Raw genomic sequence first — 13,099 nt, 5'->3', positions numbered from 1 at the left:
ACCGTATGCCAGTGCGTAGATAAACGCGGCAAATTCAGCGATGCCCGGCCTGAATCATCCTTCGCTCAAGCGCTCGGTCAGCGCCATGGCCGCCGCCGGGTTATGCGCCTTGAACCCGCTGATCACGTAGAGATAGACGTCGCGGGCGGTATCTTCGGGGGCCGTCTTCGCGGCTGTTTCGAGTCCCTTCGGTGTAGCGCCCGATGACCATTCGCGTGCGCGTTTGGCCCACAAATCGAGCGCGGCTTTGTCGTAACCCTGCGCCTGATCTTCGGTCGTCCCCATGATGCGTGCATAGACGAACGGCGCTGTGACATCGGCGATCTGCGGGTAATGCGAATCGCCCGACATGACAATCGCAACACCGTATTTTCGAGCCAGCGCTATGAACGCTTCATCGCGGAAACTCTCGTGGCGCACTTCCACCGCATGACGGATCGCATGCCCCTCCACTTTCGCGGGCAAGAGCTTGAGAAAGCCCTCGAAGTCGTCGGCGTCGAATTGTTTGGTCGGGGCGAACTGCCAGTTGATTGGACCGAGTTTGTCCTGCAGTTCCAGCACGCCGCTCGACAGGAAACGCTCGACGGATTCGCCGGCTTCGGAAAGCACTCGCCGATGCGTGGAAAATCGCGGCGCCTTCAACGAGAACACAAAGCCGTCGGGCGTCTCGTCGCGCCACTTCGCAAACGTTGCCGGTTTCTGCGAGCCGTAGAACGTGCCGTTGATTTCAATGGAATTCAGCTTCCGGCTTGCATATTCGAGTTCACGCTTTTGCACGAGGTCTTTCGGGTAGAAAAGTCCGCGCCACGGTTCGAATGTCCAGCCGCCAATGCCGACCCGGATCACGCCTGCGTTCTTCTTCGGTGCTTTGACTGCGACCGTCTTCTTTGCCGCCGTGGTTTTCACCGCTGTCTTTCGCGTTGCCATGAACCCTCCTCACCGTGCCGTCGATGCGCTCCAGTGTATCGAATCGGCGGCCGACGCGTTCAGGCGTTATCGCGGGGAATTGGCGTGCACGGCGAATCCGGCGTATTCGCGTTCCAGAAATGGCGCGGCATGCTCCAGCAGGAAGCGCCGAAACGCAATGCATGTCGGCGATAAACGCTTCGAGCGCAAGTGCACGATCTGCCAGGTGCGCTCGACCGGCGTGCCGTTGACATCGAGCAATGCTAGCTCATTCGAACGCAGTTCGAGCGCAAGCGTATGCAGCGAAATAAGGCTCACGCCCATGCCTGCCATCACGGCCTGCTTGATGCTCTCGTTGCTGCCAAGCGTCACGCTGCGCGCCGGCATGAACAGATGCTGCCTGAACATCTGCTCGCTGACCGCGCGCGTGCCCGACCCCGGTTCGCGCAACAGGAACGTATCGCCCGCAAGTTCCTGCAGGTCGAACTGCCGCGCGTTGCAAAGCGGATGATCGACCGGGCAGATAAGCACATGCGGATGATAGGCAAGCGGCTCGGCGGTCGTGCCCAGTTCGGGAGGCGGCCTTCCCATGATGGCGATATCGGTGGCGTTATCCTGAAGCTGGCGCAGCAGCGTCTCGCGATTGCCCACGGAAAACCGTACATCGACTCGCGGATACTGGCGCGAATAGGCTGCGAGCAACTTCGGCGCAAAGTAAGTGGCAGAACTTACGATACTCACGGCAATCGATCCGCTATCCGCGAGCGACAACGAAGTCATTGCGTCTTCCGCGTCCTTGATCTCTCCAAGTATCCTGCTTGCGTGATGCGACAGCCGCTCTCCAGCTTCGGTCAACGTCAGCTTGCGTGCAACGCGCTCGAAAAGCGGCAGGCCGACCGCTTCTTCGAGCTGACGGATCTGCATTGAAATGGCCGGCTGCGTCAGATGCAACTCTTCCGCCGCGCGCGCGAAGCTCGGATACCGGCATGCGATCACGAATATCTGCAACTGCCGCAAGGTCAGCGAGCGAATGAAGTTCACATTAGGCGGCCGTCGTGCAGGACGGCAAGTTCAGACAAGCGCCGCAGCTTAAGCTCACGTGCGTTCAGTTGCTGGCGCGCGGCGCGTTCACGGACTTGTCGGGCATTTTCTTGCCCGGCGGCGGCGTCAAACTGCGCAACGCACCCTGATAGCTGAGCGTCTCGATCTGCACCGGATGTGAGAAATCATTGTTCGATCCCGGCACTTCCGTGCGAATCAGCAGGACCTGGCCCGGCACCGCGTCCGACATTACGAAGGTATAGCGCTTGCCCACGTACTGCGAAAAACGCGAACCGTTCGGGTCGTCGAGATAAGGCTGGATCACGATTTGCCGCGCGTTCACCTTCTTGCCCTGGGCGTCGCGCGTGACCGCTGTAATGGCAGGGTTCGCCGCCAGCGCAAGCCGTACGCGGCGTTGAAAATAGCGACGCTGGCCGCCGGTCAGTTGCTGCATTTCAGCGACATCGTGTTCGAGGAAATACAGGATCACCGGATTGCACGGCAAGCCTTCGCCGGACATCTCCACCGGCCCTCGATGATCGGTAATACGCGCGTCGCCGTTGGCGTTATCGGCGCTGACGACGAGCACCTTGACCGTGTCCTTCTCTTTCGCGGGCGGACCAGATCGATCAACCGAGTAGTCGAGTTCCGTTTGAGGCTGAACGCCCTTCAGGTGTGTCGATAAAAACAGCAGCCGCTCAGCCGGCGCAATGTCGGCGGCCGCAGCGCTCGCGGCATTGGGTGCATCGGTGGCGCGGGCGTAATCTAACGCAAGCCCCGCGAATGCGCTCAACGCCGCCACGCTGCATGCGCGCCGGAACCGGCTGTTCGATGACGTCATTTGGCGTTGGCCTGTGCCGGCGGCTTGTCGTTGATCGGCAGCAGCGGCACGTCGTAACTCGTGAGGATCTTGTCGATCTTCGCGTGATTCGCGCCAATCCAGTCGTCTATTTTTGTTTTCCATGGCGCTTCGCCATAACGCACGCCCATTGAAATCTCATAGTCGAAGCGCGGACCCGGCGCGGGCGGGAACGGCACGAGCCTGACCTTGTCGCCGGCCTGCTTCGCGAAGTATCCGGCTATGGGTCCCCACAGGAACACAACGTCCACGTTGCCCGCCGTGAGGTCGCGCTGGATCATTTCGCCCGGAAACTCGGCAGGGTCGCCGCTTTGCACCTTGTACGATACCGCTTGTTCGATCAGGTTATTGCCCAGCAGCCAGTCAACCGCGGGCGTGTTCGAGAAGATGCCAAGACGCAGTTTACTCAACTGGTCAGGCGGCAACCTGAGAAGATCCGCCGGTGTTGTGATGGACGCAAACTCGGGCCTGTTGGGGAAGACCATCGCGTAGGTGGAGTGCAGCCATGCGCGCGTGGTGGAAGTCATGTCGTAACCCTTCGGCACGCCTATCACAAGGTCGCATTTGTAGTCGTCGGTGTTGGGGATTTTCTCGCGCAACGTGCGGCGGATAAAACCCATGCGCTGCGGAAAGAACGTGTATTCGACCTTGTAGCCGAAGTCGCTGGCCATCTGCTCGGCGATCCTGTTTTCGAAACCCTCGCCCTTGCTGTTCGACAAAGGCATGTTGTTCGGGTCGGCGCAGACACGCAGCACGCCGTCGGCCCCGTCGTTATGCGGCAGTGCGGGTCCCTCCGCATGTGCGCCGCCCGCGCCGAGAAATGCCACGGTAAGTATCGTCAGAACCGCACGCCTTGTATTGCCATCAGACATCGAACCCTCCGGTAAAGCCCGAACCATGCGCACGGTCACTTGGCGTCGATCGCCTGCAGGTCGCCCGGCTTGATCTTGCCGTCGGAGCGCCCTTTCAGATACGCATACAGGTTCTGCCAATTCTTCTGCATCATGGGGCTCGAGCTGAAGTCGGGCATACCCTTGTCAAGGCGTCCACCGAACACGGTCCGATGAAACTCATTGGTATCGAGGGTCTTGAACGCATCGATCAGGGACGGTCCCACCATGCCTTGCTGCTGCGCGCCGTGGCACCGTTCGCATGCGAGCGCACGCCAGGTTCTCCAGCCTTGCAGCGTGTTGTTGTCGACCTTGTTGCCGTCGACCACCTGATACGCGACCGGCTTCATCTGCGCCGGATCGGTCTGGGCGTAGGAAGCGGGCAACGCGACAAGCGCTATCGCCAGCGGCAAGAGTGTTCGGCCTTTCATTGCAAATGTCTCCTTCGTTTGGAGCGTGCGCGCCCAAGCGTCGGTAAGCTCGAGCGCAGTGCGGGATTGATGGTTCGGGATGGGGGACGCGTGCGGCAAGACTTTCGGCCAGCACGCGTCTGCACTCTCAAATCTGGCGGACTGAAGCCGCCTCACGGCCTGCTACGGCAGGAATGAACTCGCGCTCAACTCGGGATGGCGAACACGAAGAGCGTGCCGCCAAGCGCGGTGTACTTCGCCAGTTCACGATACCCGCCGACCGCGCCCAGTCCTTCCGTGGACTTTTCAAGGCCCGCCGCCATGCCAATGCCCGCCCATCCGCCAATGCCCGAATAGACACCCACGAACTGCTTGCCCTGATACTGGTAGGTGAACACATTGCCAATGATTCCCGAAGGCGTCTTGAACTTCCACAGCTCCTTGCCATCCGAGATGCGCACGGCCTTAAGATAGCCTTCAAGCGTGCCGTAGAACGCAATGCCGCCAGCGGTCGCAAGCGCGCCCGACCACACCGAGAACTTCTCCGGCTTGGACCACGCAATCTTGCCCTTGCTCGCATCCCACGCAATGAAGTTGCCCATTGCACCCTTTTCGTTGGGACCGGGATACATGGACAGCGTCGCGCCAACGTAAGGCTGGCCGGACACGTATTCGACCTCGAACGGCTCGTAGTCCATGCATACGTGATTGGTCGGCACCAGGAACAGGTTGCTCTTTGGATCGAAGGCGGCAGGTTGCTGGTCTTTCGATCCCAGCGCCGCCGGGCAGATGCCCTTGACGTTGTGATCGGGACCCGCTGCCTGCGTGGAATACGCGACGTTGCGAACCGGCAAGCCGCTCTTGAGATCCACGCGGTCAGCCCAGTTCACCGCCGGATCGTACTTGTCGGCAACCAGCAACTGCCCTGTCTCGCGATTGAGCGTATAGCCGAACCCATTGCGATCAAAGTGGACGATGGCCGGCACCGTCTTGCCGTTCATGGGCAGGTCGGCAAGGATCATCTCGTTCACGCCGTCGTAGTCCCATTCGTCGTGCGGCGTCATCTGGTAGACCCATTTCGCCTTACCGGTATTCAGGTCGCGCGCGAAGATGGACATGGACCATTTGTTGTCGCCGGGACGTTGCGTCGGGTTCCATGTGCCGGGGTTCCCAGTGCCGTAGTACACCAGGTTCAGCTTCGGGTCCCACGCATACCAGCCCCAGGTCGTGCCGCCTCCCGACTTCCACTGATCGCCCTTCCAGCTCTTGAGCGACGAGTCCGCGCCGACCGGCGTCATCTTGCCGTCGGCCCAGGTCATGGTCTTGTCGGGGTCGAGCAGCATTTCGTTGTCGGGACCCGTGCTGTACGCTTTCCAGACTTCCTTGCCGGTCTTGATGTCGTACGCAATCAGGCGTCCGCGCACGCCGAATTCGCCGCCGGAAATACCCGTGAGCACCTTGTCGCCGAAGACGTGCGGCGCGTTGGTGTTGGTCTCTCCTGCCTTCGGATCGCCGTTTTGCGCGGTCCATTTCACTTCACCGGTCTTGGCGTCGAGCGCGACAAGTTTCGTGTCGGCCTGCTGCAGGAAGATCTTGCCGTCGCCATAAGCCAGCCCGCGGTTGACCGTGTCGCAGCACATCACCGATACCACCTGCGTGTCCTGCTTCGGTTCGTATTGCCACTGGAACGTCTGGTCCTTCAGACTGATCGCGATGACCTTGTTCGGGAATGGCGAGTGGATATACATGGTGTCGCCGATCACGAGCGGCGAACCTTCGTGACCGCGCAACACGCCGGTCGACATGGTCCAGGCAACCTGCATCTTCGCCACATTGCTTTCGTTGATCTGCTTGAGCGGGCTATAGCGGTGATTCGAATAGTCACCTGCTTGAGCGGCCCAGTTCGATGTGTTCTTCATCGAGGCGTCGAGTTGCGAATCTGCCTGCGCCACAAAAGAGCTAAAGGCCGTTCCCGCAACCACCGCCAGTCCGAGAACCAGGGTGCGTAGTTTCATGTCTCCTCCAGAATGTGTTGCCGTCCGACTCAGGGATGACCCCACCGCCACGCTCCGGGCGCGCCTTCACCAGTGCAGGCAGCGAGCTTAAGCTCTGCCCGTTCAATGACGGGCTTCTGTGTGAAGACGAATTGCATATTCCATGCCGGGCAGCGAAACACCGGCTGGCGTCGTAGCCGAATGCGGCGCGCATGCCAATGGATGGCCCGGGGCAATGCCCGGCGCCGATACGCTTCATTCGGATTACGACACATACTGTGTCAAATCCGCGATACAGCCGATGCTACTGCGGCCAGCGGTTATGGTTGGAAGTCTGTGCAGTGCACCATGAAAAGGACCTGAACGTTATCGCGCGGGAACCTCGTTTTCTGGCGCGTTGTTTGCACTTATCGAAGGATTGTTTTGCCCATTGGCCCTAAGGAGGGTATGCCATGACCAGCAAACAACCCGAGAAGACCTTCTCGGATGAAGAGATCCAGGCGCGCCTGAGCGGTCCGCTCAAGCACTGGTATATGGAAGACGGATGGCTGCGCCGCAAATACAAGACCGAAGGATGGAAAGGCACGTTGATGGTGGTGACAACGATCGGCCATCTTGCCGAGGCGGCGTGGCATCACCCGGACCTCACGGTGTCGTATGCATTCGTGGTCGTGAAGCTCAAGACGCATTCGGCCAAGGGCATCACAGACAAGGACTTCGCGCTCGCAATGAAGATCGAGGAAGTGATCCAGTGGCAGCCGGGACGCGAGGGCGGCGCGCTGGAAGGCACGCCATCGGACGATCAGCGCTTTCGCTATATCAAGTACGACGATGCCTGAAAGCACGTTGGTATGGCTCTTGCCTTGAAGCTCGACGGCTTTCGCCCACGACAACGAACCTGGGGACACGCAATGCAGTTGCCGTTCAATAGCTTGCGGGATCGCTTACCGCCGCTGTCGGCCGTCACCGTCGATGCTCCCGCGCGACTGCACCTCGGTTTTCTTGACCCGAACGCGTCGCTTGGGCGCGCGTTCGGGAGCATTGGCCTGGCCGTCGACGCGCCCGGCACCCGCATCACCGCGCGCCTTGCCGACGAAGATGGCGTGACCGGCGCGCGCAGCGAGGCGCAGCGCGCGCGCATCGAACAGTATTTGAATCTGTTGCATGCCGCGTACGGCGCGCCACCCGTCGCCGTGCAAGTGCATCACGCGCCGCGCGCGCACTCTGGTGTCGGCTCCGGCACGCAACTCGCGCTGGCGGTCGGCACCGCATTTGCGCGTCTGGCCGGGCGCACGCCGGCGAGCACCGAACTCGCGCGGCTGCTCGGACGCGGGGCGCGCTCGGGCATCGGCATGCTGGGCTTCGATCATGGCGGGCTGATTGTGGACGGCGGTCCCGGCGACCATAAACGTCCCCCGCCGATGCTTTCCCGCCAGGTGTTTCCGGACGCGTGGCGCGTACTGCTTATTGACGATACCCGCCGCGAAGGTCTTCACGGCGACGCCGAGCGGCACGCCCTCGCCGCGCTCGCGCCGTTCCCGCAAACGCTCGCCGCGCACCTCTGTCACCTGGTGCTGATGCGTGTCTTGCCCGGCATCGCGGAACACAATTTCGATGCGTTCGCCGAAGGTATCGGCGAAGTGCAGCAGACCATTGGCGAATACTTCGCGCCGGTCCAGGGCGGCGTGTTCTCGAGTCCCGCCGTGGCCGCCGCGCTCGATGCCGTCGATACACCCGGCATCGGGCAGACTTCGTGGGGTCCAACAGGCTTCGCGTTTTTCCGTAGCGTGCAAGACGCCCAGCAAGGCTTGAGCGCTGCCCTCGACGCAACCCGCGGCACGTCCGGCATTGCGTGCTCGGTGGTCGCGGCGGCGAACCGCGGCGGCGCAATTCATGCGACTCACGCAACCCACACGACCCGCACGCTCGGCATGCAGCGCTGCAAGACCGACTGCCCGTAGACGGATTCTCTTCATGGGCCGAGGCCCGCCGCTGATCAGACTACCCGAAACCTGAATGAGTCCATCGCCATGCCCGAAGCCACCGAAAGGCCGTACATCCTGCACATGTTGACGGCCACACCCCAGATGAGCCCTTTCGACGTCAACATGGCCGCCGACGCCGGCTATCAGGTGATCGTGCCGTACTGCAATGTCGGGTCCGAGCACGTTGTCACGCTGACACAGGACGCGATCTTCTCGCGCGGTCCGAAAGGCGTTTCGCGCACCGGCATTTTCATTGGCGGGCGCGACGTCATGCTCGCCGCCGACATGCTCGACACCGCGCGCCACGCGATGGTGCCGCCCTTCGAAGTGTCCGTATTCGCCGATCCAAGCGGTTCGTACACCACGGCAGCCGCGCTGGTTGCGCTGGTCGAAAAACATCTGAAGGGCGGGCACAACGCCGATCTCGGCGGCAAGCGCGTGCTGATTCTCGGCGGCACAGGCGCGGTCGGCCGGGTGGCGGCGGCAATGGCCGCGTCGCTCGGCGCGCAAGTCCTGATAGCGAGCCATTCGGACATCGCCCGCGCCACGCAGGTCAGCGACGAGGTCAACCGCCGCTTCGATATCGCGACGACGGGCGTGTCCGTGCGCACATCGGACGATCTTCACCACGCGCTTTCCACTGCCGAGGTCGTGATGGCGACCGCGGTGGCCGGCGTGCAGGTCATGAGCGCCGCCGACCTGTCCCATGCAAGACACTTGCTGATCGCCGCCGATGTCAACGCCGTGCCGCCCGAAGGCATCGCGGGCGTGCATGTCATGGACGACGGCAAACCGCTGGCCGGCGCCGTGCGCCAGGATGCGCTCGGTATTGGCGCGCTGGCTATCGGCAATGTGAAGTATCAGGTCGAGCATCGGCTGTTCGTGCGAATGCGCACTGGCGGCAAGCCGGTGTATCTGGGTTTTCCCGAAGCCTTCGACGAGGCCCGCGCAATCGTCGGCGTGAGCGGCGGCGGGCTCGGATGATGTGGCGCTTCACCACATCCGCGCGATCGTCACATGCGCCGTTTATCGCGGCCGTGGGGTTGTCGGCGCGCATGCTCGCGCAGTCTGCTTATCGGGCGGGATTGAATGTGGCGGCGCTCGATATCTTCGGCGACCGCGATACGCGCAGCTACGCGCCGCTCTGGTTCGACATTGGCGGCGGGGGGATATCGATTGACCGGCAACGACTGTTCGATGCGCTCGAACGCACCGCGCGCTTGCCGCGCATGCTGGGATTCGTGGCCGGCAGCGGGCTTGAACCGCTGATACAGCAATTGTGTGCCGCATCGCGATTGCCGCGTTTTATAGGCAACGGCGCGGCCGCGACGGCTGACGTTCGTGACCCGCGCCGGTTTTTCCCGTTACTGGATCGCCTGGGCATTGCGCATCCGGAGACCACGTTTATCCGTCCCGCGCACGACGCCGGCTGGCTCATCAAACACGCGAATGGCTGCGGTGGCACCCATATAAAAATATTGTCCGATTCGGATTGCGCGAACTCTGACGACGCCTATTTCCAGCGGCGCGCGTTCGGCCGCTCAATGTCGGCGCTCTTTATTGCGGCGCGCGGCGAGGCACGGCTGATTGGATTTGCAGAACAGTTCAGCATGGCCGCGGGTAGTTTTCCGTACCTTCATGCGGGTTCTGCAGGACCCCTGGATCCGCCGCGCGTTGTCAAAGACAAGGTCGTGGAAGCGGTCGAAGCGATCACCGCGCAAACCGGCCTCACGGGCCTGAACAGCATCGATTTCCTGCTCGACGGCGAACGTGTCGACGTATTGGAGATCAACGCGCGCCCTTCATCCACGATGACGCTTTACGAAACCGCCGCGCCCGACGCGTGGCCGCGTGGCTTGATCGCGTGTCATATCGATGCGTGTCTCGACGGCCGTCTGCCTTCCGTTTCTCAACGCGTGACCCGCTCGAACCAGACCGGCCAGCGCGTGCTGTTCGCGCCATATGATTTCGTCGTTTCGCGAGCCTTCAGCGAAACCTGTTTCACCGACCCCGCATGCCACGACGTCCCGCATCCGGGCGCGCGCATCGGCGCGGGCGAACCAGTCTGCACGCTGATTGTCACGCAAGCCTCCACGCGCGCCGTCATGGCAGAACTCGATCGCCGGGAAGCGCTTCTCTTGCAACGTATCGAAACATGTCATGAGGACGCCGATGCCGTCATCCCTTCCTCCGCCTGAAGTAAGCGTCAATGCGCTGAGCGAACGCCTAGCAAGCCGGCTCATCGAGCACGCTGGGCGCCTGCGCATAGCCGTGTCGCGGACGCCGGACGGCACCGCGATCGTGGATGCCGGCGTCGAGACAACCGGCGGCGTGGAAGCGGGCGTGCTGATCGCGCGGCTTTGCATGGGCGGCCTCGGACGCGTTGCCGTGCGCTCGAGCCTCGACGCGAATCCGCTCTGGCCCAGCATGATCGAGGTGCATACGTCCTCGCCCGTGCTGGCGTGCCTTGGCAGCCAGTACGCGGGCTGGAGTCTTTCCGCCACGAAAGAACAGACCGGCGGCAAGAAGTTCTTTTCGCTCGGTTCGGGTCCGGCGCGCGCGCTGGCCGCGAAGGAACCGCTCTTCGATGAACTCGGCTACCGCGACCGGCACGACCGCGGGGCGCTAGTAATGGAAGTGGACAGGCTGCCGCCGCAAGTCGTCATCGACAAGATACTGCGCGATTGCGCGCTGGCGCCCGACAAGCTCACTATCGCCGTCACGCCGACACACTCTGTCGCAGGAACGGTGCAGGTCGTCGCCCGCGTGGTGGAAGTTGCACTGCACAAGACGCACGTGCTCGGCGTGGACCTGAACGAGATTGTCGAGGGCAGCGGCTCGGCGCCGTTGCCCCCGCCCGCGCCCGATGCAATCCAGGCGATGGGCCGCACCAACGACGCTATCCTGTATGGCGGGCGCGTGCACCTGACCGTGAAAGGCGATGCGGTGGCGCAACGTCTCGCGGCGCAATTGCCGTCTTCGAATGCGCGCGACTACGGCCGCCCCTTCGCCGATATCTTCAAGGCGTTCAATTACGACTTCTACCAGATCGACGCCGCGTTGTTCGCGCCCGCGGAAGTATGGGTCAGCAGCCTGGAAAGCGGCATGACGTATCACGGCGGCGCGCTGAACATGGCATTGCTCGATACGCAATGGAGCGCCGCCTCGCCGGTTGTGGCGGGCGGTGAAAAGGCCGGGCCATGACCACGGGATTGCGCGTCGCGATCATGAGCGACGAAACCGGCTGGCATACCTCGCGCCTCAAAAAAGCATTTCGCGCGCGCGGCGTGGAGGCGCGTTGCGTGGACCTGGCGGATTGCCGTATCGATACGACCCTGCGCCCGTTCGGACTCGCAATACCCGGCTTCGGCGAGACTTTGCCCGACGCGGTATTCGTGCGCGGTATTGCTGGCGGAACCTTCGAGCAGGTCACCTTGCGCCTTGGCATTCTGCACGCGCTGCGCGAATGCGGCGTGCCCGTGTACAACGACGCACGCGCGATCGAGCGCAGCGTCGACAAGTCGATGACGAGCTTCCTGCTCAATCTGCACGGCGTCCCGACACCCGCAACGTGGGCGAGCGAATCGGCCGCATTCGCGCAGCGCGTGCTGATGCGCGAGGCGGCAGGCGGCCACCGCACGGTGCTCAAGCCGCTGTTCGGGTCGCAGGGCAAGGGCTTGCGACGTCTTGGCGCGAATCGCCGTGACGGATCGCTTGCGCCGTTGCCTTCGCTGCGCGCCTCGGGTCAGGTCGCGTATTTGCAGCGCTATGTGGAAAGCGCGGTCGAAAACCGCCAGCCGGGTTTCGACTGGCGGGTGCTCGTGATCGGAGACCGTGCCTCAGCCGCCATGAAGCGGGTCGGCGGCAAAGGCTGGATTCACAACTTTGCGCAAGGCGCGGCATGCGAGGCTGCGCCGCTCGAACCCAAACTCGCCGATATCGCCGTGCGCGCAAGCCGCGCGCTGGGCCTGGACTATGCCGGCGTGGACCTGATTCCCGGCGACGCCGGCGCGCTGGTGCTGGAGGTCAACGGCGTTGCCGCATGGCGCGGGTTACAGTCGGTCACGCAGTTCGATATTGCGGCGGCTCTGGTCGACGATCTGCTTGATCGCAAGCTCATGGCACGCGTCCTGACGCCCTTGAAGACCGGCGATGACCCCAATCACTGACTCTCTGTCCTCAAGGGCGCTGGCAGCCTTCCTGAACGCTTGCCGGCTGGACGTGGCGACAGTAAAACCCGGCAACGTCAGCTTCGCGAGTGAAGGTCACGGCATGACGGCCGCTCAGTTCATTGCGAGCGCGGACGCTGCCGCCATAGGATTGTTCGAAACCGGCGCGCCCGTTGGCGAGCGAATGCTGAATGCCGTGCGCCGTACGCGCGAAGTCGCTGGCTGCAACACCAACCTCGGCATCGTCCTGCTGGTGGCGCCGCTCGCAGCCGCGCTCGATGAATTCGCCAACGCTGACGTGACGCTCGATACCTGGCGCGACGCAACCGAAAACATGCTGGCGCGGCTCGGTATCGACGATGCCCGCGAAGCGTACCGCGCGATCGCGCTGGCGAATCCCGGCGGACTGGGCGACACGTCCGAACAATCGGTGCGCGATGCGCCCACTGTCGGCCTTCGCACCGCGATGACGCTGGCGGCGCAACGTGACAGCATCGCGCGGCAGTATGCAAACGGGTTTGCCGACGTCTTCGAACCGGCGCGCCGTCTTCACGCAATCGACGAAACCTCGACCCTCGCGCTGTTCCTGCATTTCCTGAGCGGCTGGCCCGATTCACACATTGTGCGCAAGCACGGCCTGCCGATGGCGCAGAGTGTCACGGACGACGCGCGGCACTGGCAGGACGCGCTGCATCGAAACGGCCCCGGCAGCGTGGCCGCGGGTCTCGCCGCGTGGGACGGCGAACTCAAGGCGCGCGGCATCAATCCGGGTACGAGCGCGGACCTGACGGTCGCGACATTGTTCGTGGGCGGCGTAGCGCATGGCCGCATGAGTTGACGTGCGG

13 protein-coding genes are annotated in these 13,099 nt (G+C 62.8%); 7 read left to right on the top strand and 6 right to left on the bottom strand.

The annotated features are described in order from the left end of the window. Positions 1–54 precede the first annotated feature (54 nt). The 6 genes from AWB64_RS07375 to AWB64_RS07350 all read right to left on the bottom strand — a co-directional run bounded on the left by AWB64_RS07375 (position 55) and on the right by AWB64_RS07350 (position 6,121). Complete coding sequence (locus AWB64_RS07375; RefSeq protein ID WP_075643255.1) at positions 55–927, bottom strand: DUF72 domain-containing protein; 873 nt, start codon at positions 925–927, stop codon at positions 55–57. Positions 928–993: 66 nt separating this feature from the next. Next, a complete protein-coding gene (locus tag AWB64_RS07370; RefSeq protein WP_060818044.1) occupies positions 994–1,947 on the bottom strand; it encodes a LysR family transcriptional regulator in 954 nt (317 codons plus the stop codon). Between the two features lie 64 nt (positions 1,948–2,011). Beyond that, positions 2,012–2,788 carry a hypothetical protein gene (locus AWB64_RS07365; RefSeq protein ID WP_060818043.1) on the bottom strand — a complete coding sequence of 259 codons (777 nt, stop codon included), beginning with the start codon at positions 2,786–2,788 and terminating at the stop codon, positions 2,012–2,014. Beyond that, entirely contained in the window at positions 2,785–3,678 is an 894-nt protein-coding gene (locus tag AWB64_RS07360) for a substrate-binding domain-containing protein (RefSeq protein WP_060818042.1), read from the bottom strand. Before AWB64_RS07360 ends, AWB64_RS07365 begins: the two co-directional genes overlap by 4 nt. Positions 3,679–3,713: 35 nt before the next feature. After that, complete coding sequence (locus AWB64_RS07355) at positions 3,714–4,127, bottom strand: c-type cytochrome (protein WP_060818041.1); 414 nt, start codon at positions 4,125–4,127, stop codon at positions 3,714–3,716. Positions 4,128–4,312: 185 nt separating this feature from the next. Then, positions 4,313–6,121, bottom strand: a complete 1,809-nt coding sequence (locus AWB64_RS07350; protein ID WP_060818040.1) for a methanol/ethanol family PQQ-dependent dehydrogenase — start codon at positions 6,119–6,121, stop codon at positions 4,313–4,315. Between the two features lie 431 nt (positions 6,122–6,552). Here AWB64_RS07350 and AWB64_RS07345 point away from each other — a divergent pair, with 431 nt between their 5' ends. The 7 genes from AWB64_RS07345 to AWB64_RS07315 all read left to right on the top strand — a co-directional run bounded on the left by AWB64_RS07345 (position 6,553) and on the right by AWB64_RS07315 (position 13,092). Then, positions 6,553–6,939, top strand: a complete 387-nt coding sequence (locus AWB64_RS07345; RefSeq protein ID WP_060818037.1) for a 4a-hydroxytetrahydrobiopterin dehydratase — start codon at positions 6,553–6,555, stop codon at positions 6,937–6,939. 72 nt (positions 6,940–7,011) lie between these two features. Next, a complete protein-coding gene (locus AWB64_RS07340) occupies positions 7,012–8,061 on the top strand; it encodes a beta-ribofuranosylaminobenzene 5'-phosphate synthase family protein (RefSeq protein ID WP_060818035.1) in 1,050 nt (349 codons plus the stop codon). 69 nt (positions 8,062–8,130) lie between these two features. Then, positions 8,131–9,069: an NAD(P)-dependent methylenetetrahydromethanopterin dehydrogenase gene (locus AWB64_RS07335; protein WP_060818034.1), complete on the top strand. Its 939-nt coding sequence runs from the start codon at positions 8,131–8,133 to the stop codon at positions 9,067–9,069. Next, on the top strand, positions 9,066–10,283 hold the full coding sequence (locus AWB64_RS07330; protein WP_244163974.1) for an ATP-grasp domain-containing protein: 1,218 nt from the start codon (positions 9,066–9,068) through the stop codon (positions 10,281–10,283). Before AWB64_RS07335 ends, AWB64_RS07330 begins: the two co-directional genes overlap by 4 nt. Then, positions 10,258–11,289: a methenyltetrahydromethanopterin cyclohydrolase gene (gene mch / locus AWB64_RS07325; protein WP_244163973.1), complete on the top strand. Its 1,032-nt coding sequence runs from the start codon at positions 10,258–10,260 to the stop codon at positions 11,287–11,289. Before AWB64_RS07330 ends, mch begins: the two co-directional genes overlap by 26 nt. Next, positions 11,286–12,254, top strand: a complete 969-nt coding sequence (locus AWB64_RS07320; RefSeq protein WP_060818030.1) for an ATP-grasp domain-containing protein — start codon at positions 11,286–11,288, stop codon at positions 12,252–12,254. Before mch ends, AWB64_RS07320 begins: the two co-directional genes overlap by 4 nt. Further along, the gene (locus AWB64_RS07315) at positions 12,238–13,092 is read left to right on the top strand and encodes a triphosphoribosyl-dephospho-CoA synthase (protein WP_060818029.1); all 855 of its coding nucleotides are present in this window, start codon (positions 12,238–12,240) and stop codon (positions 13,090–13,092) included. The genes AWB64_RS07320 and AWB64_RS07315 overlap by 17 nt, the downstream gene beginning before the upstream one ends. The last annotated feature ends 7 nt before the right edge of the window (positions 13,093–13,099 follow it).

The organism is Caballeronia sordidicola, from assembly GCF_001544455.2.
Classification (GTDB): domain Bacteria; phylum Pseudomonadota; class Gammaproteobacteria; order Burkholderiales; family Burkholderiaceae; genus Caballeronia; species Caballeronia sordidicola.
Note: the sequence above shows the minus strand (reverse complement) of the source record. Positions and strands in the feature narration are given on the sequence as shown.